Source organism: Kitasatospora sp. P5_F3 (genome assembly GCF_054049135.1).
This window is the reverse complement of record NZ_JBFUMY010000009.1, coordinates 113,576-138,993: the sequence shown is the minus strand read 5'-3', so window position 1 is coordinate 138,993 and position 25,418 is coordinate 113,576. Positions and strand designations below refer to the sequence as shown.

The 25,418-nt window shown below is 66.9% G+C and carries 17 protein-coding genes; 12 read left to right on the top strand and 5 right to left on the bottom strand.

Going from position 1 to position 25,418, the window contains the following annotated elements; all coding sequences use genetic code 11:
• Positions 1-92 precede the first annotated feature (92 nt).
• Positions 93-320, bottom strand: coding sequence for a hypothetical protein (locus ACXJMZ_RS07700; RefSeq protein ID WP_457029200.1), 228 nt, complete (start codon positions 318-320; stop codon positions 93-95).
• Positions 317-871 (bottom strand): ATP-binding protein, encoded by a 555-nt coding sequence (locus ACXJMZ_RS07695; RefSeq protein WP_457029199.1) that lies wholly within the window; start codon positions 869-871, stop codon positions 317-319. The genes ACXJMZ_RS07700 and ACXJMZ_RS07695 overlap by 4 nt, the downstream gene beginning before the upstream one ends.
• A 143-nt stretch (positions 872-1,014) precedes the next feature.
• Between ACXJMZ_RS07695 and ACXJMZ_RS07690 the strand changes: the two genes are divergently transcribed.
• The 5 genes from ACXJMZ_RS07690 (at position 1,015) to ACXJMZ_RS07670 (ending at position 9,529) form a co-directional block, all read left to right on the top strand.
• A complete protein-coding gene (locus ACXJMZ_RS07690; RefSeq protein WP_457029198.1) occupies positions 1,015-2,232 on the top strand; it encodes a helix-turn-helix domain-containing protein in 1,218 nt (405 codons plus the stop codon).
• Between the two features lie 28 nt (positions 2,233-2,260).
• Positions 2,261-2,734 carry an NUDIX domain-containing protein gene (locus ACXJMZ_RS07685; RefSeq protein WP_457029197.1) on the top strand — a complete coding sequence of 158 codons (474 nt, stop codon included), beginning with the start codon at positions 2,261-2,263 and terminating at the stop codon, positions 2,732-2,734.
• 323 nt (positions 2,735-3,057) lie between these two features.
• Positions 3,058-5,046: a type I restriction-modification system subunit M gene (locus tag ACXJMZ_RS07680; RefSeq protein ID WP_457029196.1), complete on the top strand. Its 1,989-nt coding sequence runs from the start codon at positions 3,058-3,060 to the stop codon at positions 5,044-5,046.
• On the top strand, positions 5,043-6,323 hold the full coding sequence (locus tag ACXJMZ_RS07675; protein ID WP_457029195.1) for a restriction endonuclease subunit S: 1,281 nt from the start codon (positions 5,043-5,045) through the stop codon (positions 6,321-6,323). Before ACXJMZ_RS07680 ends, ACXJMZ_RS07675 begins: the two co-directional genes overlap by 4 nt.
• 2 nt (positions 6,324-6,325) lie before the next feature.
• Positions 6,326-9,529, top strand: coding sequence for a type I restriction endonuclease subunit R (locus tag ACXJMZ_RS07670; protein ID WP_457029194.1), 3,204 nt, complete (start codon positions 6,326-6,328; stop codon positions 9,527-9,529).
• A gap of 474 nt (positions 9,530-10,003) precedes the next feature.
• On the opposite strand, the gene ACXJMZ_RS07665 is transcribed toward ACXJMZ_RS07670, so the two are convergent.
• Both ACXJMZ_RS07665 and ACXJMZ_RS07660 read right to left on the bottom strand, forming a co-directional pair.
• Positions 10,004-12,712, bottom strand: a complete 2,709-nt coding sequence (locus ACXJMZ_RS07665; protein WP_457029193.1) for an NACHT domain-containing protein — start codon at positions 12,710-12,712, stop codon at positions 10,004-10,006.
• 809 nt (positions 12,713-13,521) lie between these two features.
• Positions 13,522-14,034, bottom strand: a complete 513-nt coding sequence (locus ACXJMZ_RS07660; RefSeq protein WP_457029192.1) for a PadR family transcriptional regulator — start codon at positions 14,032-14,034, stop codon at positions 13,522-13,524.
• A gap of 93 nt (positions 14,035-14,127) precedes the next feature.
• Here ACXJMZ_RS07660 and ACXJMZ_RS07655 point away from each other — a divergent pair, with 93 nt between their 5' ends.
• The 4 genes from ACXJMZ_RS07655 to ACXJMZ_RS07640 all read left to right on the top strand — a co-directional run bounded on the left by ACXJMZ_RS07655 (position 14,128) and on the right by ACXJMZ_RS07640 (position 20,317).
• Positions 14,128-14,682, top strand: coding sequence for a hypothetical protein (locus ACXJMZ_RS07655; RefSeq protein WP_457029191.1), 555 nt, complete (start codon positions 14,128-14,130; stop codon positions 14,680-14,682).
• A complete protein-coding gene (locus ACXJMZ_RS07650) occupies positions 14,679-15,995 on the top strand; it encodes a carotenoid oxygenase family protein (protein WP_457029190.1) in 1,317 nt (438 codons plus the stop codon). Before ACXJMZ_RS07655 ends, ACXJMZ_RS07650 begins: the two co-directional genes overlap by 4 nt.
• Before the next feature lie 683 nt (positions 15,996-16,678).
• A complete protein-coding gene (locus ACXJMZ_RS07645) occupies positions 16,679-17,899 on the top strand; it encodes a serine hydrolase domain-containing protein (protein WP_457029189.1) in 1,221 nt (406 codons plus the stop codon).
• 750 nt (positions 17,900-18,649) lie between these two features.
• On the top strand, positions 18,650-20,317 hold the full coding sequence (locus ACXJMZ_RS07640) for an RICIN domain-containing protein (protein WP_457029188.1): 1,668 nt from the start codon (positions 18,650-18,652) through the stop codon (positions 20,315-20,317).
• A gap of 179 nt (positions 20,318-20,496) precedes the next feature.
• On the opposite strand, the gene ACXJMZ_RS07635 is transcribed toward ACXJMZ_RS07640, so the two are convergent.
• Positions 20,497-21,627: a GDSL-type esterase/lipase family protein gene (locus ACXJMZ_RS07635; RefSeq protein ID WP_457029187.1), complete on the bottom strand. Its 1,131-nt coding sequence runs from the start codon at positions 21,625-21,627 to the stop codon at positions 20,497-20,499.
• A gap of 165 nt (positions 21,628-21,792) precedes the next feature.
• Here ACXJMZ_RS07635 and ACXJMZ_RS07630 point away from each other — a divergent pair, with 165 nt between their 5' ends.
• The 3 genes from ACXJMZ_RS07630 to ACXJMZ_RS07620 all read left to right on the top strand — a co-directional run bounded on the left by ACXJMZ_RS07630 (position 21,793) and on the right by ACXJMZ_RS07620 (position 25,418).
• Complete coding sequence (locus tag ACXJMZ_RS07630) at positions 21,793-22,287, top strand: MarR family winged helix-turn-helix transcriptional regulator (protein WP_457029186.1); 495 nt, start codon at positions 21,793-21,795, stop codon at positions 22,285-22,287.
• Positions 22,288-22,508: 221 nt separating this feature from the next.
• Positions 22,509-24,641: an MMPL family transporter gene (locus ACXJMZ_RS07625; RefSeq protein ID WP_457029185.1), complete on the top strand. Its 2,133-nt coding sequence runs from the start codon at positions 22,509-22,511 to the stop codon at positions 24,639-24,641.
• Between the two features lie 195 nt (positions 24,642-24,836).
• Complete coding sequence (locus ACXJMZ_RS07620) at positions 24,837-25,418, top strand: RNA polymerase sigma factor (protein ID WP_457029184.1); 582 nt, start codon at positions 24,837-24,839, stop codon at positions 25,416-25,418.

Below are 25,418 nucleotides of genomic sequence, written 5' to 3'. Positions count from 1 at the left end.
GAGGCTGCGACGCTTCCAGTCGGATGCTGATGGACGTCATGGCTGTGCTCCCTTCTGATCAGTGGTGCGGGTGTCGGGACCTGGCGTCGTTGTCAGGCCCCGGTTTCGACCGCGAGGTCACGCAGCAGTTCGCGGTCGGGCTCGTGGTCGGCCGCCAGAGCGGGGCCGAGGTAGTCAGCGCTGAGCTGGTGCTGCGCCGTGATGCCGAGAAGCGTCAGAACGATCAGGTGGCCGAGCGCACACAGCCAGGCGAGTGCGGTGCCCACCGGGTCGTGGTGAGCGCCGCGATGCCGGGCGGGCGCCGGGTGGTAGGAGTTCACGCGGTATCAGCTCCGACCTCGGCCCACACGACCTTGCCGCTGCCGCCCTCCTCCACACCCCAGCGCCGGCACACCGCCTCGACCAGAAAGAGTCCGCGACCGCGCTCCGAGGTCGACTTGGACTGCTTGAGGTGGGGCAGGCTCGGGATCCCATCGGAGACCTCGATCCTCAGCCCGCAGGCGCAGGGAGCGAGACGGACGTCGAAGCAAGCCCAGCCCGTCGCACCGCTGTGCAGCACGGCGTTGGCCGAAAGCTCGGACACAACCAGCTCGGCATCGTCGATCAGCGAGGCGTCGAATCCCCAGGCGTCCGCGATCCGCCTGACCGACATCCGGATCAGGGGCACAGAACCGGCGGACAGCAGGAAGCTCATCTGCAGTGACAGGCACCGGACTTCTTCGGCCTGCGTGCTCCCCGCCGTCACGGAGCCGCTGCCCAGGCTGTGATCCTCCGGCACCCGCAGGACGCGAGGTTCAAAGCTCAGGGAGGGCTCCGGCCCGTCCTTGTCAGTGGATGCACCGGCCTGATGGCCGCGATGTTGCGTCGCCATTCGCCCCTCCTCGTCCACAACAGGAAGCTCATCAGCGGTGCTTGATGGCGAGTCAGAACGCTAGGAGGATGAGAGGAGCGGAACCCGGAAAATTCTTCCGGGGTGAGGAAACCGAGCGGCGCCAGGCTGGGGACATGCGAGGAATGACCGAGACGCTGAGCGTCGGGGAGCGCGTCGCCTGGTACCGCCGACGACGAGGCATCCCGCAAGAGGTACTGGCCGGCCTCGTCGGGCGAACCGCCGACTGGCTGAGCAAAGTGGAGAACGGCCGCATCGAGCTGGACCGGCTGTCGGTCATCAAGGCGCTGGCCGCTGCCCTCGACGTGCAACTCGGCGACCTGCTGGTCGAGCCGTCCCTTATCGACTGGAGCACCGACGGCCAGGGTGGCGCGGTGCCGAAGCTGCGCGAAGCCCTCACGGACTACAAGCACATGTCGCCGCTGCTGGCCTCCGGATCCACGGAGCCGCCGCCCGACCTGGAGATCCTGCGAGCTGCGGTCGGTTCCGCGTGGTCGGCCTACCAGGACGCCCGGTACGCGCGGGCCACCCGACTCATCCCGGAGATCCTCGCAGATGCCCAGCGCGCTGTCCGCGCTTACGAGGGCGACGACCAGCTGCAAGCCAAGGCCCTGCTGGCGATGGCATACCAGGGCGCGGCCATGGTGCTGGCGAAGATAGGGGAAGCCGATCTCGCGTGGATGGCCGCCGACCGGGGCCTGGCCGCCGCACAGGAGTCGGGTGACATGGTCGTCATCGGCTCCCTCTTCCGATCGGTCTCCCACTGCCTCCTCGCCAACGGCCGCCTCACCGCAGCACGGGACCTCGTGACGGACTCGGCCGGATACCTGGAGAACGGCCTCGCCGACGCCTCACCGACCTACCTGTCGATCTACGGGACGCTTTTCCTCGTCGGCGCGGTGACCGCAGCCCGACTCGATGACCGAGCCACCGTGAACACCTTCCTCGCTGAGGCAGATCAGGCCGCACAGCGGCTCGGCCATGACGCCAACCACATGTGGACGGCCTTCGGGCCGACCAACGTTGCCATCCACCGCATCTCAACGGCCATGGAACTGGGGGACGTTCAGGTCGCCGCAGACCAGGGGCCGCGTGTGGACTCCTCCGCCCTGCCGCTGGAGCGGCGTGTTCGGCACACCCTCGAAGTCGCCCGCGCCTACAGCGCGCAGAACCGCACGGACGAGGCCCTTGCCCTCGTCCTCGACGCCGAGGAACTGGCTCCCGAGCAGGTCCACTACCACTTCATCCCACGGCACCTGGTGACTGCCTGGGTCCGGCAGCAGCGCGGCAAGCCGAGCCACCTCCTCACCGGCATGGCCCAGCGGTTGCGCATTGTCGGGTAGCCCAGGGCGGACGACTACAGTCGTCGCCATGAGCGACTCCGACGCACCCGAGGCCGTTGCCCAGCCACGCACCGCCGCCGGCGTGCTGTTCTTCGACGAAGCCGACCGCGTGCTCCTGGTGAAGCCCACGTACAAGCCGGGCTGGGAGATCCCGGGCGGTTACCTCCACCCCGGCGAGACCCCCAGCGAAGGCGCCGCCCGGGAGGTCAAGGAGGAGCTCGGCATCACCCCGCCCATCGGCCGCCTCCTCGTCGTGGACTGGGCACCCCACCCGACCGAGGGCGACAAGCTCCTCTTCGTCTTCGACGGGGGCACCCTCCCTGTGGACGAGCGGGCCCAGATCGACCTGGACGGCGTGGAGATCGGCGAGTACGCCTTCCACGCCTCTGACCAGATCGACGCGCTCCTCATCCCTCGCCTGGCCCGACGAGTTCACGCCGCCATCGACGCCCGATCTCACTCGGCGACCGCTTACCTGGAGCACGGGGTGCCTCGCCTCTGACGATCTCCGCGGCCGACCCGCCGCACCTCGGTACCTCCGCGTCAACACTTAGAGGAGCAAACACAAAGTTCGGACGCGCCTGTAGATCATCACGCAGCAGGTCAGCCTTAGGAACGCCTCGTGCGCGCCGGGGTCACCTTCAGAAACGGCCTCCTCTTCGAACGCAACGAGACCGCTGCCGTCTGATCACCTACCACCCCACCCACAACTCTTCACTAGTGCTCCGCCTCTGCAGGTCCCGGCGGATAGGGTTCGGGTAACGCGGCACAGCTCTCGTCTTGCAGAGCTGTGCCCGCCCGAGCTTTAGACCGGAGAAGACCTGCGTGAGCGTCCTCAGCCAATTCGTATGGAGCGTCGCCGACACACTGCGCGGCCCCTACCAGGAAGCCGAGTACGGCTCGGTGATCCTGCCTTTCACCGTGCTGCGCCGCCTGGAGTGCGTGATGGAACCGCACCGGGAGGCGATGGCCGAGATCATCAGCCAGTACCCCGGTGATCAGCAGCGCCGCACCTACCTGAAGCTCAAGACGCGCACCCAGGACAGTGCGGGCCTGAACTTCTGGACGACCAGCGAGTACACCCTGAAGAAGGCTTTGCAAGACCCGAACAACCTCGCGGCCAACCTCATCGACTACGTCTCTGGCTTCTCGTCGAACCTGGACGTGTTCAAGTCCTTCGACTTCGAGAACGTCCTGCGCACCCTCGATGCCCGCGACCGCCTCTCGCCGGTCGTCAAGCACTTCCAAAAGATCGACCTGCGCCCTGAGACCGTCTCGAACGCGGACATGGGCGACCTGTTCGAAAACCTCATCTACCGGTTCGCCGAGTCCGCCAACGACGGCGCCGGCCAGTTCTACACGCCCCGCGACGTAGTCCGCCTTCTCGTCGACCTCGTCTATGCGGAGGACACCGAGGCACTGCGCGACCGAGGCCAGGTCCGCTCCATCTACGACCCCACCGTCGGCACCGGCGGCATGCTGACCGTCGCCGACGAGCACCTCCACGACCTGAACCCGTCCGCCTCAACGGCCCTGTTCGGCCAGGAGATCAACCCGCGCACCTACGCGATCTGCAAGGCCGACCTGCTCATCAGGGGCCAGGACCCGACCAACGTCCGCCAAGGCGACACCCTCGTCGTCGACCGATTCGCGGACCGCAAGTTCGACTATGTCCTGTCCAACCCGCCGTTCGGCACCGACTGGAAGGCCGTCGCCTCCGAGGTGACTACCGAGCACGAGCGCGGCGGCCAGGGACGCTTCGCCCCCGGGCTGCCCGGCATCGGCGACGCCGCAATGTTGTTCCTCCTCCACGTCGCATCGAAGATGCGCGGCGTGGACGAGAACGGCCGCGGTGGAAAGGCTGGCATCGTCCTCAACGGTTCGCCACTCTTCACCGGCGGCGCAGAATTCGGACCGTCCAACATCCGTGGGCACATGCTGGAGAACGACCTGGTCGAGGCGATCGTCGCTCTACCCAACGACATGTTCTACAACACCGGCATCCCGACCTTCCTGTGGATCCTCGCGAACGCCAAGCCCTCCGAACGCAAGGGCACCGTGCAGCTCATCGACGCTACCGGGCTCGGCTCCAAACTGCGCAAGTCGGTCGGCTCCAAGCGCGTCGAAATCTCTGATGACGCTCGCACCGCGATCGTGCAGGCCTTCGCCTCCCGCGAGGCATCGGACATCTCGAAGATCTTCGAGAACTATGACTTCGCCTACTGGACGATCACCGTCGAGCGTCCCATGCGCTTCAAGTTCCAGTGCAGCGCCGAGCGGATCGCCGACGTGACCGACCACAGAACCCTTGGCAAAATCCCGGACCTGGTTGAGGCCCTCAGCTCCTTCGGCGAGCAGGTCTACCTCAACAGGGAGAAGTTCCTCCATGACCTCGGCAAGCACCTACATGATTGCCCAGTCACGCTGACCCCGGCTCAGCGCAAGACACTGTGGCAGACGATCGGCGAACACGATGACGACGCCGACATCTGCCGCTACACTTCCGGCCCGCACAAAGGCGAGATCGAGCCCAACCCTGCGCTGCGCGACACCGAGAATATCCCCTTCGGTTGGGGCGGTCACCCCAAAACCCATGACGCCGCACAGGAAACCATCGCCGCCTACTTCGAGGCTGAGGTCAAGCCACACGTTCCTGACGCCTGGGTCGACAAGAAGACGAAGACCGGCTACGAGATCCCGTTCACTCGGCATTTCTACCGTTACACTCCGCCCCGCCCGTTGGAGGAGATCGACGCTGACCTCAACCGCGTTGTTGGCGAGATCATGGAGATGCTGCGGGAGGTAGAGGCGTGAGCACTGTTCTGCCAGTGAAACGACTGGCGAACGTCGTACTCGGGAAAATGGTTCAGCCGGAGCCGAAGAGTCCGTCTGATATCCCCGCCCCATATCTGCGAGCGGCACACGTCCAGCCTCAAGGGAAGATCATTGATCTGCCGGAGCAGCCGATGTGGTTCCACCCGAGCGAACTACGGGCGCTTGACCTGCGCCGCGGCGACGTTGTAATCGTCGAAGGTGGCGCCGGTTACGGTCGATCAGCCGTGGTCCGTGAGGATATGCCGGGGTGGGGTTTCCAGAACTCGATCATCCGTCTTCGTCCCCTCGTTGGGCGCGCCGATGGAAGGTTCCTCGACTATGCGCTGCACGACGCACTCACGCGCGGCCGGGTCGACCTCGTCGCAAGTACTGCGACGATTCCACACTTCACCGCCGACAAGGTATCAAAATTCGAGATCTCTGCACCTGCCCTCGTTGAGCAGCAGGTCATTGCCGATTTTCTAGACCATGAGACAGTACAGATCGATGCCTTGGTCTCCAAGCAAGAGAAGTTCACTGAATTCCTCCGGGAACGCCGGGCCGGACTCATTGCCAGCGCCCTAACTGGTCTCGTGCGCGACGCCGACCCTAATTCGGATCACGCTTCCTGGATCGGTTCTTGTCCTCCGGGATGGACTCGCAGCCAGGTCAAACACTTCGGATCGGTAACCCTTGGCAAGATGCTGCAGAGCAGTAACAAGGGCTCGGATGTCCTCGCTCCATATATGCGAGCCGCCAACGTGCAGCCAGACGGGGAACTTGCTCTAGCCGACGTGAAGTCTATGTGGTTCAATCCACGTGAATTTCGAATGCTCGACCTGCGCGCAGGAGATGTGGTCGTAGTCGAGGGGGGGATCGGCGGCTATGGTCGTGCGGCTTTCATCTCCGAGTCGCTCGATGGCTGGGGATTTCAGAATTCGATCAACCGGATCCGTCCCGCCGGGGAGAACGATGGTCGCTATCTGACCTACTTCCTCATTATGGCCAGACAGAAAGGCTTTATTGCGGCATACTGCAATATCGTCTCGATGCCTCACCTGACTGCCGAAAAGCTGGCGGCAATGCCAATGATGATTCCGCCCTCAGATGTGCAGCGCAAGATCGCCGATGGACTTGACGAGCAGACGGCAAAGATCGACGCTCTCATCGCCAAGGCACAGGAACATATCTCCTACGCCAAGGAACGTCGTGCCGCGCTCATCACGGCCGCTGTGACCGGACAGATCAACGTACGCACCGCTCGGAAGGCAGGCTGACGATGGCGGCGACGGATCAGACCCGCGAGGACGCATTCGAAGCCGAGATCGCCGACTACCTGGCGGCTCACAGCTGGGAGTACAGCCCGTCCGACGACGGCTATGACGCCAAGCGCGCCCTGTGGCCGGAGGACGTGCACTGGTGGCTGCAGACGACGCAGCCCGAGGAGTACGAGAAGGTCGTCAAGGTCGGCACGCCTAGCGAGCAGGCCGACAGGGAAGCGCTGCTCGACGCGCTCGTGTCACGCCTGGACGCTCCGATGGGCTCGGGCGGCGGCACCCTCAGCGTGCTGCGACGGAGGTTCTCTCACACCCGTGGTGCGACGGGGCACTTCCGGATGTGCCAGTTTGCACCGGCGGCGACTCTGAATCCGACGGTGACGAAGGCATACGAGTCGGTACGACTGCGGGTGGCGCGGCAGGTGCACTTCTCGTCGGCCCGTGGTGACACTAGGTCGATCGACCTGGTGTTCTTCGTGAACGGGCTGCCGGTGGCGACGCTGGAGCTCAAGTCATTCTTCAAGCAGGAGTGGCGTACTGCGGTCAAGCAGTACAAGCAGGACCGCCAACCGAAAGGCCAGCCGCTTCTCGGCTTCGGCACTCGCGCCCTAGTCCACTTTGCCGTTGACGACGACGAAGTCTGGATGACTACGAAGCTGGCCGGCGACAAGACCCACTTCCTGCCGTTCAACCGGGGCCACGCCGACGGCGCGAAAGGCAACCCCTCGAACCCAAACGGCGCGGCCACCTCCTACCTGTGGGAGGAGGTTCTCGATCGGCACAACTGGCTCCACATCCTCGGCGCGCTGATGTTCCTGCGCAAGGACGAGGACGAGGATCCGGCCACCGGGAAGATCAAGCGGACGACGAACCTGCTGTTCCCCCGCTACCACCAGTGGCGTGCGGTACGGCGGATCGTCGACGAGGTCCGCTCTGGTGGGCCAGGGCGGCGATATCTGATCGAGCACTCGGCCGGCTCGGGCAAGACCAACACGATCGCCTGGACCGCACATCACCTCGCCCGGCTGCACGATGGGGACAATCGCAAGATCTTCGACAAGGTCCTGATTGTCTCCGACCGCAAGGTCCTCGACCGGCAGCTCCAGGAGGCCGTCAGCCAGGTCGACGACTCCGGCGACTCGGTGGCAGTCATCGATTCCGCCGCGGTGCGCCGCTCCGGCGGCTCGAAGTCCCGGGCCCTGCTCGACGCGCTGACCGGGCCTGCTCTGGTCGTCGTGGTCACGATCCAGACGTTCCCGTACGTCAAGGGCCTGATCGACACGTCGCTCAGCGACAAGGTGTTCGCCGTCATCGTCGATGAGGCCCACACCTCCCAGTCCGGCAAGACGGCCAGCGCCCTGAAGCAGGTCATCACCGAGGGTGGGCAGGTTGCCGAGGACGAGGCGGTCGACACCCAGGACGTCGTCAACGAGCTCCTCTCCGCCGACGACGAGTACGCCAAGCGCGAGCGGCGGATCTCCGCCGAGACAGCGGCCCGAGCGTCGTCACCGAACGTGTCGTTCCTTGCGTTCACCGCCACGCCGAAGCACAAAACGAAGACCCTGTTCGGGCGCCCCGGCGACGATGGCAAGCCCGAATCGTTCGACGTGTACACAATGCGGCAGGCCATCGAGGAGGGGTTCATCCTCGACGTGCTGCGTGGATACCAGACGTACAAGACCGCCTTTGAGATCGAGGAGCGCGGTGCCGATGGCGTCGTCACCACGATCAGCAGCGACGATGAGGGTCAACTGGTCGACCCGAAAGCCGCGACGAAGAAGATCATGCGGTTCAAGAACCTTCACCCGTCCAACATCGGGCAGAAGGTCGAGATTATCGTCGAGCACTTCCGGGCCAATGTCGCGCATCTCCTCGGCGGTCAGGCCAAGGCCATGGTCGTCACCTCCTCGCGCCAAGCAGCCGTCCGCTACAAGATCGAGACGGACAAGTACATCCGCGCCAAGGGCTACAAGCTCAAGACGATCGTGGCGTTCTCCGGTGACATCACCGACGAGGACTACGGCTTGGAGAACGCCACCGAGGCATCCTTGAACCCGGGCCTCGGATCCGATCTCGCCCGGGAGTTCCGGCGGCCCGACTACCGGCTAATGCTGGTGGCGGAGAAGTTCCAGACCGGCTTTGACCAGCCGCTGCTGTGCGCGATGTACGTCGACAAGCAGCTCCCCGATGTCCACGCCGTCCAGACCCTCTCCCGTCTCAACCGCACGTACCGCACCCCGTCTGGTGAGGCGAAGGACCAGACGTTCGTCCTTGACTTCGTCAACGCCCCCGTCGACATCCAGAATGCGTTCCTGCAGTACTACACCGAGGCCCACGTTGAGACTGCCACCGATCCCAACCTCGTCCACCAGCTCGCCACGAAGCTCATCCAGCCCGGCATCTACACCCGCGCCGACGTCGAACGCTACGCCGAAGCCTGGTGGGGCCAGCAGCGGCACTCGGCCCTGGCGGCGGCGATCACGCCGGCCCGCGACGAGTTCGCCAACCGATGGGCCGACGCAACCGAGCGGGACGACAGCGAGGCGCTGAACGAGCTGCGGACCTTCCGCAAGGACTGCGGCTCCTACGTCCGCCTCTACGACTTCATGTCCCAGGTCCTCGACTACTCGACCACCGACCTGGAGAAACTTGCCGAGTTCCTGCGCCAGCTGGTGCGCCTGCTCGCGGTCGACGATCCCAGCGCTGATGTGGACCTGTCCGGGATAGTCCTCAAGCAGGTGCGACACATTGACCAGGGCATGGCGGCCATAGCCCTATCCGGAGATCAGGAGGCGCCGGGACTGCGGGGCGTCACTGGTATCGGCACCGCGGTGGCCCGCGATCCACAGCAAGTGCTGCTGTCGGAGGTGATCGCCAAGATCAACAGCCTATTCGGCGGCGAGTTCGCGGATCCGCAGATCGGCGGCTTCATCACGGCTGCGGCCGGGATGGCCGAGGAGGACCCGCGGATCGCCGAGCAGATCGACAACAATGCGCAGGACCAGTTCCTCATCTCCCCTGACCTACGCGAAGCCCTTACCGACGCGGCCGTACTCAACGAGGGAGCCTTCGGGAAACTGACCGGCGCGCTGACCGGCGAGGGCGAGCGGGCCGAGGAGCTCATCAGGCTGATCGGTGCGTACCTGTACCAGTCCCGGCGCGCGCGCACGGAGCCGGAGTCTGGGCCGGAAGAACCGAAACCATAAACTAAACCGCCGGGTCGACAGAAGACCTTGGTCTCATTCGCCCCCGTCCCGCAAGGCTCAGAGCCTAGCCAGGGATCGGCTCCGCCGCAGGCCAGGATGTGTGTGAACCCCGGCGGACGGGGTTCGGGAAAATTGGAGAGCGTGTTGGGATAAAACCCTCACGAGTTCGAATCTCGTATCCTCCACCTCTGCCCGCCAGGGCAAACGGAGAGCCCCGATCGCTCAGCGGTCGGGGCTCTCGTCGTTGCATAGTCTCAGCCGCCGGTCGGGCCTCAAGAGGCAGTCTGTGTCACCGGACGCCCGTGCGGATGCGCTTGGCGTCCGACGACCGCCTACCTCGGAGTACTAGAGCGCGCGGCAGCGCCCCAACAGCGGTAACCCTGAGTGATCTGCTCAGGTAGGTGGATGCCGTCGTCGAGCGGTTTTTTTGGGGGTCCGACGACAGCCTTGATCCTCGGCACCCCCACCGGACGGTCAGTGCTGGTGGAACGCGTCCGTCAAGCGCAGCCGCCGCTTCTGCGACCCAGCAGCGTTCACCCGCTCCTCGATCAGCTCCCCCTCGGCGACTAGCCGCTTCGCGAAGGCCGTCCACTTCTCCGCGCCGAACTCGCGAGTCCACCTCATCCGGACGTCCTCGTCCGGCGCGTTGTAGTGCCGGTCCACCACGATCGCCACCCGGGAATTGGCAATCTTCTCCCGGAAGAACTTCTCGATGAACCCCTCGTCAGCCACCTCCTCAGGCAGGCCGAGCAGTTCCCGGATCTGCCGCGGGCTAGTCACCAGCCCGCTTTGGGTGAGGAGCTCGGATACGTGCTCATGGGAGTCGCCCACTAGCGGATTGCCCGAGCTCTGCGAGATGTCGAGCCGATGAATCCGACTCGCTGTCAATCGCAGCCTCACATCGGAGCCGACGACCAGGGTCTGCACCTCCGCCTGGTCAAGCGTGACCACACCTGACCCGCCAAGTTCGAGCCGGTCGACGATGATCCGGCTCGCGGACCGTGCGACGTCGTCTGTTCCGTGGACCCTCGCCCACAGCTCGCCGAGACTGGCCATCGCGGGGCCGCAGTCATCAGGGGAGCCGGCTGCCGTCACCCGCTCCTGGAGTTCGGTAACCAGCGCCGCGAGGCTCGTCTCCGGCTCAGGCGGCCACATCGAGGCGATCAACTGCGCGCACAGCGCCGAGATCGCGACATTGGTCAGCAGCGACAGCGCCTGACCGGACGGTACCCGCACAACCTGCCGGGCGAGGAAGTGCTCGGCGATAGCGAGATGGGTAAAGCTGAACGAGAGCTCCTCGTCAGACCATTCGGCACTCATGCCGCACAGCGCGACTAGCCGGCGCTCCTCCTCCGGCTCCAAGGCGCGCCCCAGCGCCAGCTCCGCCGCAAGCTTCAGTTCGTCCTCGGAGACCTCTGAAGACTCCTTGCGCTGGCTCATTTCCGCGGCTTCACAGAAGATCGCGGCGAGCATTTGCTGATCGAAGATCGGGCCACCGTGCTTGCCCTCCAGCTTGCCCAACTCCCGTTGCAGGTAGCTGTCGACCACGAACTGCAGGAACCCGGTGGTGCGGTCGGACAGCATCCAGGCAGCGAATGCGAGGCAGAAGAACGGTGTGGTCAGCATCTGCCGGGTCTCCGGCGCAGTCTCGGGCGACGCCACGTCGATCGGCAGGTCCGCGGTGAGCTCGCGCAGTTGCTGGGCTCGCCACGGCACCAGCTCCATCATCGTGAGGCGGTGCTGCCCATCCTTCGCCGGATGCTTGGCCAGGCTTGTCCGAAGCCGGGCCTCGGAATAGCTCGACCGCGCCGAGAGGATGACGGCACCACGGTCCCGGAGCTTGCGGAGGATCCCCTCCAAGCCCGACAGCGGGTTGTCGTAGGTGCGGAAGCCGAGCATCTCGTCGAATCCGTCGATCACCAAGACCGCCAGACCCGCCCGGCACAGGGCCAGCACCGACTCGAGAACCAGGATCATCGTCCCTGTGACCGAGTCGTTGATCAGCTTCTCAAGGGTGGTGGCGCCGGACCTACTAGACGAGACATAGATCACCACCGGGGCGAGCTCGCCGCCCGCAGTCAGCGACTCCCGAGCAAACTGCAGCAGGCTGTGTGTCTTACCTGATCCGGCCTCGCCGGTCAGCGTGATCAGGCTCGTGCTGCCACGATAGGCGTGGACGCCGTCGGCGACCCTCGTGCACGCCTCGGCAATCGTCAGGTCGCTTTCTGTCCCCTGGTACTCATCATCGATCCGCACCAGGGTTGGCACGTCCCGCACCTGCTCATGCAGCTTCCCAAACAGCTCCAGACTGACCCGCTTCTCTGCGGAAACCTGGTCCTCGAGCTTCTCCAGCAGCCGCTCCTTGAGCAGCGGCCAGTTGCAGATGTCAGCCAGAAACGCCTTGTACGGCTTCGGGCCCGACTCCGACAGCCAGGTTCGGGCGTGATCAGCACCGACCTCAAACCGGTCGAAACGCTCGACCGAGCCGACCGTCGTCCGCCGCTCCCAGCGGACCACGACGGGCTCGGGCGGTGACACCAGCGTGCAGACCGAGTCCGGTTCAGCGAAGCCTGCGAGGTCCCGAGCAATGTCGCGAGCGTAGTCGTCGAGCAACCGGTCGCCACGCTGGAGTTCCAGCCTTCGCAGCGCGTCCACGATGTCCCGGTCAGTCAGTTCGAACGCCTCACCGCGCCGGGGCCAGTACCGCGCCGACGTGCCCGAGAACGAGTGCAGGGCGGCGAGCGTACCGTCGGCCGTCCCGAAGTAGGGTGCCAGCTCGGTGACGTGGCCGTGCTCGTAGATCCGCACGATCCGCTCGGCGTTGTCGGCCACCACCCGGTACAGGACCTCGCGGTCCACCGCGTCCGGCATCGGACCGCCGTGGCACACCTGGTTGCGCACCTTCTGGATTGACATCCCAGGTTCGGCAACCACCTCGATGTCAATGCTGGCCGCAACCGCCAGCGCATCCGTCCGGCACTCCGCGCAGCCCAGCCTCTCACTCTGCGCCACGCTGTACTCGGCCCACTTCTCCAACGATCCCGGCGTCGCGAACTTCGCCGGCCTCTGGTCCGCCGCCGCACAAAGCAGCCCCAGCACCCGGAGCTGGTACTCGACGTGCACCAGAGCTCCGAAGGGCTCCCGCCGTACGTCGGGCGCCGTAACAAGGTCCGCGATGGTCACAGCCACTCCAGGGGGTGAAGACGGGTGGGCGAAGCAGTCGAAGCACCTACCAATCAGATACCTGACGGCCTGTCAAGTTACCTCCCTCGCGTTAGCGTTAATGGCCGCCTCCACCGTGGCGCTCACCGCAGCGTGAGCTGCCCCATCGCCAGTGGACGGTTCATCAGTGCCAAGCTGGCAAGCTCGCCCCCAGCCGACGGCGCCGAGGACTCGGATGGGCCCCGCTCCGGGGCACCCCGGCGCTGGAAGCCTGAGCAAACGAGTTGAGGACCGTCAATCTTCTGTACCGCACTGGTCCCAAGTCGACACGGCAATGCCGGATCGGCCGGAGGCCGACGCGGTGGTCTCAGTTCTGGTCTCGTTCACCACCATCCAGCCGGGTTCGGCCGCTAGCCAGCAGCCAGCTCCGCCCCAGCTCAGGACGGGTACAGACTCCGGCGGACGGCACCGAGGAGAATTGGAAAGCGTGTTGGGGGCAACCCCTCACGAGTTCGAATCTCGTATCCTCCGCACCTGCCCGCCAGGGCAAACGCGAGGCCCCGACCGCACTGCGGTCGGGGCCTTCGTCGTTCCTGTCGCCATACTTGCCGGATTCCGGGCTCGGTCGATGGCCCGGGCCTCGGCGAACGCCACCGCGACTTTCTCCTTACTCCGTGCCGCACACCTGAGCCTCCATCAGCTGCTCGGGGCCGGGCCGACGAGTTGTGCCAGGACACCGGCCGGTCTGTGCAGAGGTGAGTCTCGAAGTCCCAGGCGGAGACCGTCCCGCTGCTCGCGGATGGGGACGAAGGCTCGGCCGCGAGCAGTCGCTACCGGATCTGGCCTACCGCCCACTCGGCCCACTCCCGGCGCATGGCATTGAACCGCAGGCCGTACTCCAGGGTGATCCTGCCGTAGACGGACAGACTGTCGCCGTCCCAGTCGATCGACTCATCCAGGTGGCGCAGGTTCTCGTGCGCCTGCTCGGACAGCTCGATCAGCTCGGCGAGGTAGCCCCGCGCCTGCTCGGGCGTGAGCACGCCGAGGAAGAACACCCTCAGCAGGACCTCGCTGCGGGTGTTCCGCTGTGGCTTGGTCTCGGTCAGCCAGTGCCGCAGTTCGGCCAGCCCCGCGTCGGCGAGGGTGTACTCCTTGCGGCCACGCGGACCCTCCGCCGTGACGCTGATCATCCCGGCGTCGGCCAGCTTGGACAGCTCTGTGTAGATCTGGCTCTGAGTGGCGGGCCAGACGTTGGCCAGCGAGGTGTCGAAGCTCTTGAGCAAGTCGTATCCGCTGGCCGGGCGTTCGGACAGGAGTCCGAGAAGGGCGTGTCGAAGACTCATGTCGGCCACCCTACCTTCCACTCTTGACATGTCACTAATGCAGGCTCTAGTTTCGACATGTCAGAGTAGGAATATAGAAAACGGGGACCACCGATGTCGTACCTGCGCACCTTCCTTCCGTGGATCGTCTTCGCGGTGCTTCCGTCCGGCCAGTGGCAGTGGGCCGCGCTGGCCGCCCTGGTGGTGGCCGTGGCGTTGACCATCCAGCAGCGCAGGACCGGGGCCGGCTTCGAGGCGTTGATCATCGAGCTGGGCTCCGCGGTCTTCTTTGCGGCCCTGACGGTGATCGCCTTCGCGGACCCGCACTCGGGCGTGCACGACTACTCGGCGGCCCTCTCCTCGGCCACCCTGGCGATCATCGCCGGGATATCGCTGCTCATCGGCAAGCCGTTCACCCTGGGCATCGCCAAGCGCAGCACACCCCGCGAGGTCTGGGAGCTCAAGCCGTTCGTCCGGACCAACGTCGTCATCACCACCGTGTGGACCGCGGCTTTCGTGGTGACGGCCGCCGCGCTCGCGGTCATCGCCCATGCCGGCAGCGCCCACTCGACGTCCGCCACGCTCGTCCAGGTCGCCGGGTTCGCCATCCCCATGGTGTTCACGGTCCGCTACGTCGCCGCCGTGCAGGCCAAGGCCGCTGCCCGATGAACAGCCCACGGCACCTCGCGGGCAACTACGCCCCGGTGAGCGAAGAACTGACTGCGCATGACCTGTCCGTCACCGGACAGATCCCGGCCGAGCTGACCGGCTGGTACCTGCGCAACGGGCCCAATCCGGCCGACGCCGCCTCCGGCCACTGGTTCTTCGGCGACGGCATGGTCCACGGCGTCCGGCTGGAGGGCGGGCGGGCCATCTCGTACCGCAACCGCTGGGTACGGACCCGCAGCTTCACCGACGGGGCCCGCAGCTACGACGAGCAGGGCCACCACGACCTCACCGCAGGACCGGCCAACACCCACGTCATCCGGCACGCCGGCCGCACCCTCGCCCTCGTCGAGACGGCCCTTCCCTACGAGCTCACCTGCGACCTGAACACCGTCGGCCCGTACGACTTCGGCGGAAAGCTGCGCACCGCGGTGACCGCACACACCAAGACGTGCCCCGTCACCGGGGAGCTGCACTTCTTCGGCTACGGGATCCTGGAGGCCCCCTACCTCACCTACCATCGGGCCGACGCCTCGGGCGAACTGGTGATCAGCAGGCCGGTCGAGGTGCCCGGGCCGACGATGATGCACGACTTCAACCTCACCGCCGAGCACGTCGTCTTTATGGACCTGCCCGTGGTGTTCGATATCGACCTCGTCGCCTCCACGATGCCCTACCGCTGGGATGACGGCTACAGAGCCCGGCTGGGCGTACTGCGCCGCGACGACCCGTACAGCCGGGTGCGCTGGTTCGACATCGACCCGTGCTACGTGTTCCACCCGCTCAACGCCTACGACGCGCCGGACGGGACGATCGTCGTGCACGTCATGCGCTATCCGGAACTGTGGCGGCGCACCGGGGACGGCGCCATCGACCGCACCCAGGAGGCCGTGCTCTGGAAGTGGACCATCGACCCGACCGCCGGGACCGTCAAGGAAGAGCAGTGCGACGACCGTCCCGGCGAGTTCCCCCGGGTCGACGACCGGCTGACCGGGCTCCATGCGGCGTTCGGGCACGTGACCTGCGGCGACTCGCTGGTGCGCTATGACCTGCGCACCGGGGCTTCGACCGCGCACGACTTCGGCCCGGGCCGCACACCCGGCGAGGCCGCGTTCGCTCCGGCCGACGCGACCGCCGACGGGGCCGGCTGGCTCATGACGTACGTCTACGACGTCGGCACCGATCGCAGCGACCTCGTCATCCTGGACGCGGGCGACCTCGCGGCCCAACCGGTCGCCGCCATCCACCTGCCGGCCCGTGTGCCGTACGGCTTCCACGGCAACTGGCTGGCCGACCCTCAGCAGCTCGGGAGTTGATCACCTTGCGGATGCGCTGGGTGACCACCGTCATCGCCTGCGCCGTCGACTGACCAGCGAAGGGCCGGCCACCCCACCCATGCGGCGTGGAGAGGGAGGCGGTCGGTGTCCTGCGGGCCCTGTGCTCGCGGGACACCGACCGGCTCTGAGCTCTACCAGCAGTGCGGCGAGGAGATCGCGCCGGGCGAAGGGAACTGTCGCTTGGCCAGCACCAGCATTGAGCGCTGCGAGGGTTGCAATTCCGGTTGCATTCACCCCCCTTCAGCGGCGTCCGAAGCCTGGCGACCGTTCCGCTCCACCGCAGGCCAGGACCCGTACGTACACGACTGGACGCCCGGACGAACATTTGGAAAGCGTGTTGGGGGCAACTCCTCACGAGTTCGAATCTCGTATTCTCCGACGGCCGATGGCCCGGACTGTCTCAACAGTCCGGGCCATCGTCGTTCTCCCGCGCGGTTTCACTTGATCTTGAATTCCTCCCAAGCCCGGCCTCCCCACCGACAACCCACACGCTCACCCCACAGGTCCAGCAGTAGAGCCGGCTCTCGGGGCCGTAGCCAGGGGTGTGCCAGGGCTGGCTCAGGGCCCGGTCCGGGTTGGCCCCGGATGGCCGGGCGGGCGCGGACCAGCAGACTTCTCGATGTCACCAACCGGGCCACGAACCACTGCCAAGGAGTATCGAGATGACCACCACCGCCGTAAACCACCGTTCCACCCAGCGTGGTTGGGCCGGCGTGGGTGCGATCGGCGCGCTGGTGGTCGCGCTCACCGCCGGGGCCGCGACCGACGCCCAGGCTGCCGGCACGCTACCGCCCCCGAACCCCCAGGCCCTGCGCGCCTCGATATCCGGCCTGCCGAACGCCCAACTGACCAGCGCAGTGGTCCTGGTGGACGGCAAGGATGGCCGCTGGTCGGGCACCTCCGGCAGCGGCGAACTGGCCACAGGTCGTCCGGTGGCAGCCGACGGGCGGTTCCGGATCGGCAGCATCTCCAAGGTCTTCACCGCCACCGTGCTACTGCAACTGGCCGCCGAGCAGCGGGTCGGCCTGGACGACACCATCCAGCAGTACCTGCCCGGCACCCTGCCGGCTTCCTACCCGCCAATCACAGTCCGCCAGTTGCTCAACCACACCAGCGGTCTACCGACCGGCGGCGACCTCGGCGAGGACGACGGCAGCGCTCGGTGGTTCGTCGACCACGAGGACGAGAGCTGGACACCGCAGCAGGTGGTGGCCGAGGCCGGCACCCATCCGATGCAGTTCCAGCCGGGCACCGCCCAGCAGTACAACGGCCTCAACTACTTCCTGGCCGGCCTGCTGATCGAGCAGGTCACCAGTCGCTCCTACGCGCAGGAGGTAAACGCGCGGATCCTGCGCCCGCTCGGGCTCCACCACACCTCGGTCCCGGCCGCCGACGACGCCCGACTGCCGCACCCGACCGCGCACGCCTACCTGACCGTCACCCGGCCGGACGGCTCCACCGAGCAGGCCGACGTAACCGAGCAGAGCCCCTGGCCGTGGGCCGAGGGCGGCATGATCTCCAGCGCGCCCGACCTGGACCACTTCCTGAGCGCCCTGCTGCGTGGCCGACTGCTGCCGCCCGCGCAGCAGGCCGAGCTGTACTCGGTACCGGACGTGCCGAACTTCAAGAACCGGAACTGCGACATCGGCCCGACCACTGGGCGCGCCTGTTTCAGCACCGGACTGATGCGGTTCAGCCCGTCGGACGGTGTGGTGCTCTGGGGCAAGACAGGCAGCCGCCCCGGCTACACCAGCGGCATCTTCGCCACCCGGGACGCGACCCGCGAACTGGTCTACTCGCTCACCCCGACCAGCCGCAACGGCGCCTCTTTCGCCGCCCAGTACGGGATCGCCAGCGCCGCCTTCAACCTGGCCGGCCACTGACGCTCCCCGCACGGACCAGCCGCGCCACCGGCATCGACGGGCCGGGGTCGGGGTCGGTCTCAGTTCTGGTCTCATTCACCCCTGTCCAGTGAGGTCCGGACCTCGCCCAGGAGAAGCCTCCGCACCCGCCCGCCAAGGCAGACGAAGGCCTCGACCGTTCAGCGGTCGGGGCCTTCGGCGTCTCGGGTCTCACAGGGCCGGTACGTGACGTGGCGTCCGTTTCGCGGTTTCAGTTGGGGTCGGTGGGCTGGTCGCGAACTCGTCGGCCTCCTATGGCCGCGGCTGGGTGAGCAACCCCTGCTGGGTTCGACCATCGATCGCCTTGCACGCCGCCCTGTCCCACGGAGGAACTCCCGGCCATGCGGCCGGTGCCGCGCCGGGCGACGGGCCCGAACGGCTCCCGATACCCACCGTCTACCCACCGCCGACTCGCGGTGCAAAAAATCTTCGCGGTCCGGGGCAACCCTTCCGGGGGCGGTGACAACTGGGTGGTGTCCGGACAGGCGGTCCGGTCAGAGGCCACGGCTGAAAGAGAGCATCGACATGTTCCCTCGCCCATCCACGTCGCCGGAGGCGTCGCCCGGCGGCCGCGCCCGCCGTGGTCGCGAGTCGTTCCGCTCGGCTGTTCTGGGGCGGCGGCAGACGCATCGTGCCCGTCGGTTGTACCAGCGTCGGAGTTTCTGGGCGGCCGTCGGCCTGGCCGTCGTGGGCAGCTCCGTGGTCGTGGTCAACACGGCCTCAGCGGGAGCCGTGGACACGAACCCCTGGTACGTGCTGGTGAACCGCGACAGCGGCGAGGTGCTGGACGGCCCCGGCTACGCCACTTACGACGGTGCTTCGCTGGTGCAGTGGAGCCGTAACAGCGGGACCAACCAGCAGTGGAAGTTCATCGACTCGGGTGACGGGAACTACCGGCTGCAGAACCGGAACTCCGGCAAGGTGCTGGACAACTACAACTGGTCGAAGACCGAGGGCTCCGGGCTGGTGCAGTGGCGCGACCTGAACGGCGCCAACCAGCAGTTCCACGTGGAGAAGTCGTCGGACGGCTACGTGCGCCTGATCAACCGCTTCAGTGGCAAGGCCGTTGAGGTCCCGCTCGGATCCAAGGCCGACGGGGGCCGCATCGCCCAGTACCACGACTGGGGCGGCGCCAACCAGCAGTGGAAGCTCGTCCCGGCCGACAGCGTCAGCGGCACCGGGAACACGGGGAGCTCCGGCAGCAGCGCCACGCCCACAACTCCCACCACGCCGGGCGGCAGCGTTCCGGCGAGCCAGGCTCCGAGCGGTACCCGCCCGGCGTCGGCGCCGCCGGCGTCTCCGACTGCCGCCGGCGGCAGCTCGACGAAGCGTTTCATGGGCAGTAGCACGGTGCTCGTCGGCGGCATGATGGAGGACGCCTCGGCGAACGCCGCGCCGTTCGACGTGCGGTACGCCTACGTGCACAGCCAGCCCGCGCCCTCGTCGGACTACTACTCGGCATCGCGTTGCAAGGCCGAGTGGTCGAGCTGGTGGGGCTGCTGGAGCGGCGAGACCACGGCGCCCGGCTTCTACGTGAGCTGGAACGACGACCACGTGACCAAGGCGACGTACCAGGGCAAGCCGCGCCCGCAGAAGTTCTTCTGGACCTGGTACTCGCTGCGCGACCTCGGAGATCTGGCAGGCGAGGGCGACGGTCCGGGCGAGGTCAAGGCCATCAACAGGACCGACCTGCTCACCCGCTACATGAACGACTACCGCTTCTTCCTCCAGAAGATCGGCAACTCGCAGGACATGATCGACATCGAGCCCGACTTCTGGGGCTACGTCCGGTCGCTCGGCAACCCGCACCGGGTCGCCGCGCAGGTCAAGGCCGCGAATCCGACGGACTGCGGATCGCAGGAGAACAGCGCCGTCGGCCTGGCCCAGTGCCTGATTGCGATGGCGCACAAGTACGCGCCGAACACGGGCGCCGGGTTCCACCTCACCTGCTGGGACTGGCAGAGCAACATGCAGGGATGCGTCAAGGACTACTCGGACCTCGGGGCGAAGAACGCCGACTTCCTGGTCGCCGACGTGGTGGACCGCGATGCGGCCTGGTACGCGAAGCCGGAGAACGGCGGCCGTGACACCTTCTGGAACGACCAGAAGGCCGCTGCTGCACTGGATTGGTACAAGACGATGGCCGACTCGGTGGGCAAGCCGGTGGTCCTGTGGCAGATCCCCCTGGGCAACATGGCGCAGAACAACACCCGCAACCACTACAAGGACGACAAGGTCGACTGGCTCCTCTCGCACATGGACCAGGTGGCGAACGCACACGTCGCCGCTCTCCTGTTCGGCGCGGGGCACCAGGAACAGACCGCGGTCGAGACCGACGGCGGAAACCTGATCAACAAGACGATCGCGTACCGCAACTCGGGTGGCACGCCGCTCAAGTAGCCACACGCAGCCGGTCGGCCCACCCTTCGACGGGGCCGCGTTCATCCCCCCGTCGTCCCGCCCAGCACTTCTCGGCCGGTGCCGACCGGCTGCCGGCGCCTGCGGGCGCCGGCAATCTCAGTTCAGAAGGAGTGCAGGCCCGCCGGGATCGGGCCACGGTCAACCGGTGACGTGTGCTGTCACAGGCGCAGGTACCCGAGGTCGACGGCGGCCGCCATCGCGTGCGCGCCCGCGTCGTTGAGGTGGAGGTGGTCGCCGCTGTCGAGGTCGGCCCGGATGAATTCCGGAGCGTCCGGGTCCTGGACGGCCGCGGCGACGTCGACGACGGTGTCGAAGACGGTGGAGGTGCGGATCCACGCGTTGACCTCGCGCCGGACCGCGCGGCCCTCGGGGGTGTCGATGCCCGGATAGATGGTGCCGGCGTACGGGCCCATCGTCATGCCGATGGTGGTCAGCCCGTTCGAACGCGCGCGGCCGGCAAGTGCGGTGAAGCCCGCGATCAGGTCCTCGGCGGTGGCCGGGAGCTCACCGGACATGCCCGGCAGGCCCACGTCATTGAGGCCGAAGTGGAAGAGCACATGGGTGACGCCGGGCACCTGGAGGACGTCGCGCTCGAAGCGGGCCAGGCCGCGCAGACCGACCTCGTCGGTCAGCAGGCGATTGCCGCCGATGCCCTGGTTGACCACCCAGCCGCGATCGAGCCGCCGGTTCAGCTGGTCGGGGAAGCGCTCGTTGGCGCCGGTGGAGGTGCCGACGCCTTCGAACCAGGAGTCGCCGAACGCGACGGCGATCGCGGTGCCTTCGGGTGCGAGGACGTCGATACCGGTGACGTAGTAGCGGCCGTCGATCTCCTCGGCGCCGGTGAAGTCCGCCGCGACCGCATTGCCGGGCAGCAGGTAGGCGTTCTGCGACGGGGTATGGGCGTACGTCGCGAGGCCGGTGTCCTCGGGCAGACGGAGAGTCAGCGCCAGGTCGGTCCCGGCGGACACCGCGAGGGCGACCGGGTCGCTGTGGAGCCGCTCGCCGACGGGGATGACCACCTCGGTCGCGCCGCCGAAGCGCAGCGGGGTGTCGGTGGCGGGGTCGACGGCGCTGCCGCTGGTGCGGACTGCGAGCCGTGCCGCCTCGATGACCAGGGGTTCCTTGCCGTACTCGTTGCTGAGGAGGACGCGCAGCGCCTTGCCGCCGCCGTCGAGGCGGAGGATCTGGCGCAGCGTCTGGTCGTGGAATCCGCGGGAGGGCTTGATCTGGATGGCCTCGTGGGGGCTGAGGACGGCCGAGCGGAAGCCTGCGACCCAGGTGGTGGTCATGATGGTGAACTCCTCGTCGTGGTGCGGGGTTGCGCGGTCGATCGGCGTCCGACGGAGCCGTTTAGTTGCCGTGAGGAATATCCTCGCAGCAAGCAGATGTCTACCGTGCGGATATTCCGCGTGTCAACTATCCGCACGGCAAGCACTTGCGGCTAGGATGAGGGCATGGACCGATCCGATGTCTTCGACGACCCCCGCCTGACTGCGGCCGGCCTGCTCTTCGAAGCCCACGACGGGCTGATCGCGAAGCTGGCGCCGACCCTGGAGAAGGCAGGGCTGTCGTCTCTGGACTTCGAGGCCTTGATGCGGCTGAGTCGTTCCCCTGGGGGGCGGTTGCGGATGACCGACCTGGCCGCCCAGTCCTTCCTGTCGACCAGCGGCGCCACGCGGGTTGTGGACCGCCTGCAGCGCGGCGGCCTGGTGCACCGCGAGTCAAGGGCCGACGACCGGCGCAGCACCTATGCCGTCCTCACCACCGAAGGCGCAGACCGACTGCGCGGAGCGCTGGCCGATCACCTGGACGAAATCGAGCGCTGGTTCACCGGCCTCTTCACCCCTGATCAGCTGCGCGACCTGGTCGCCAACCTGCGGACGCTCCGCGATGTCGTCCACCCGAACGCAGAGATGAACACCGCCCCGCCGCCGACCGCCACAGAGTGAGCCCCTGCCCGCCAGGGCAACCGAAGACCCCAGCTGCATCGCAGCTGGGGTCTTCGTCGTTCTGCTGTTGGCAGTTCTGACCCCAGGGCCACCGATGAGGCGTGGGTCACATTTTCGGGGGCGGACCTCACAATCCGGGGTCCTGAATCGCTCGTAGTCCGGAATGCATCCGCGACGGAGACCCACGATGTCCCACGTCGACTGAACGCTGAGGAATCAACATGATGCGAAGAATGGCTTCGTTGCCCGGTGGACGAGTCGGGAAGTGGGTCGTCCTCGCGCTCTGGGCGATCCTGCTGATCCCGGTCCTGATGCTGGCCGGCCGGCTCGGCGACGTCGAGGAGAACGACAACTCGGCTTGGCTGCCCGGTAACGCGGAGTCGACCAAGGTCGTCGCGCAGGCCGAGAACTTCCAGCGAGCCGACACCCTGCCCGCGATCGTGATCTACGACCGGCCCGAGGGCATCACCCCCGCCGACATGGCCGAGGCCCAAGCCGACGCCGAAGCCTTCAAGGGCATCGCGAACGTCGCGGGACAGCCACAGGGGCCGCTGAAAGCCCAGGACGGCAAGGCCATCCAGACCGTGGTCCAGGTCCGCAAGGACAAGACGGGCTGGGAAGGGATCGGCAAGACCGTCGACGCGATGCACAAGGTCGGCGAGGAGAACGCCAACGGTCTCGGCTTCCACGTCACCGGACCGGCCGGTCACGCGTCCGACTCGATCAAGGCGTTCAGCGGAGGGGGCGCCTTGACCACGATCACCGCCTTGGTGGTCGTGGTGATGCTGCTGCTCACCTACCGCAGCCCGTTGCTGCCACTGCTGCCGCTGCTGACCGTGGGCGTCGCCCTGGTCACGTCGGAGGCGGTGATCTACCTGCTGGCGAAGAACGCCGGACTCGTCGTCAACAAGCAGACCAGTTTCATCCTGACGGTGTTGGTGTTCGGCGCCGCCACCGACTACGCGCTCCTGCTCATCTCGCGGTACCGAGAGGAGCTGCTCCGACACGAGGACCGGCACGAGGCGATGGCAGAGGCCCTGTATCGCTCCGGTCCCGCGATCATCGCCAGCGCCGCGACCGTCGCGGTCAGCCTGATGCTGCTGATGCTGGCCACCCTCAGCTCCACCCAGGGGCTCGGGCCGGCCTGTGCCGTCGGCGTCCTCGTCGGGCTGCTCGCCATGGTCACCCTGATGCCGGCCCTGCTGGTCGTCTGCGGCCGCTGGATCTTCTGGCCGGTCAAGCCGTCGTACGGATCGACCGCGGTGGCCAAGGAAGGCATCTGGACCCGGGTCGGCACCGCTGTCTCCCGTCGACCGCGGACCGTGTGGATCGGCACCACGCTGGTCCTCGGCATCATGGCGATCGGGGTGTTCGGGCTCAGGGCCGACGGACTCTCCAACAAGGACCAGTTCACCAGCACACCGCAGATGGCTGTCGGCGAGAGGATCCAGTCCGAGCACTTCCCGGCCGGGTCGGGCGACCCGATCTTCGTCGTGACCAAGGCTGACTCGGCGGAGCAGGTGCGGACCGCGCTGTCCGGCGTACCGGGAGTGGTCGGCGTCTCGACGCCGACGGTCAAGGACGGCGAGGCCCTCATGCTCGGGGAACTCGAGGACGACCCCAGCAGCAAGGCCGCGATGCGTACCGTCGAGCAGGCCAGAACCGCGGTGCACAAGATCGAGGGTGCGAATGCCCAGGTCGGCGGCAGTACGGCGATCATGCTCGACACGCAGGATGCGGCCGCCCGCGACTCCAAGGTGATCATCCCCATCGTGCTGGTGGTGGTGCTCCTCATCCTCGCGCTGCTGCTGCGGGCGATCGTCGCGCCGCTGCTGCTCATGGCGACGGTGGTGCTGTCGTTCGGAGCGGCCCTCGGCGTGAGCAGTCTGGTGTTCGACCACGTGTTCCACTTCGCCGGCGCGGAAGCCTCCTTCCCGCTCCTGACGTTCGTGTTCCTGGTCGCCCTGGGCATCGACTACAACATCTTCCTGGTCACCCGGGTACGCGAAGTGGCACTGCTGCACGGCACCCGGCGCGGCGCGCTGACGGGGCTGTCCACCACCGGGGGTGTGATCACCTCGGCAGGCCTGGTGCTGGCCGGCACCTTCGCGGCGATGGCCTCGCTGCCGCTGGTGTTCGCGGCCGAGCTCGGGTTCGCGGTGGCGTTCGGCGTGCTGCTGGACACCATGATCGTCCGCTCGGTGCTGGTCACCTCGCTGACCCTGGACGTGGGTCGATGGATGTGGTGGCCCAGCAAACTGTTCCGGCACCACGACGCCGACGCCCCCCAGCCGCCGGCGGTCGAGCCCGACCTCGAACTTCAACCGACCTGCAACACCGAGAGGTGGAGGTGAATCCTTTCCGGGTCTCCTTGTCTCTCATCCACGTGACCGGTCGCACGGGCCGGTGGATACCCCGAGGAGAAGCACCATGGTCGTCGTCGGCATCGCAGTGATCGGCACGTTGCTCGTAGGAGCGTGCACCTGGCACCTGACGAGGCGTCGGAAGAGCCGGACCTGACGAGCGCATTCCGGGTGCGAGGAGGGCACATGAACCACCGTCACCTCTGGCCGGACGAGCGGCTGATCGAAGCCGCCCAGGCCGGCGACGTCACGTCGCTCACCGCCGTCGTCATGGAGTCGCAGCCCCATGTACGCAAGTTCGCCCTGTCCCTGTGCGCCACACCGCAGGACGCCGAGGACGCGGCGCAGGAGGCGCTGATCATCCTCTACCGGAAGATCGGCACCCTGCGGGCGACCGGTGCGCTCGCCTCATGGGTGTTCCGGATCGTCCGCAACGAATGTCTTCGGCAGGTGCGGCTGTTCGTCTCCCACGCCGACGAGGCGTCCGCCGAACCGGAGGCCGGCGCGGAACCGTCCGCCGAGGAGGCGGTGCTGCGCAGGCTGGAAGCGGAGCGGATCGCGGCTGCGGTCAGTGCCCTGCCGCACGACCAGCGGCAGGTCCTGATCATGCGGGACGTACAGGGCCTGCCCGGCAAGGCCGTGGCCCGTTCGCTCGGTCTGAGCACGCCTGCGATGAAGTCGCGGCTGCACAGAGCTCGCGCGGCACTGCGCCACTCCTTGGCCATGACCGAGGAAATCGTCGATCCACCAGTTGCAGGAGAACGATGA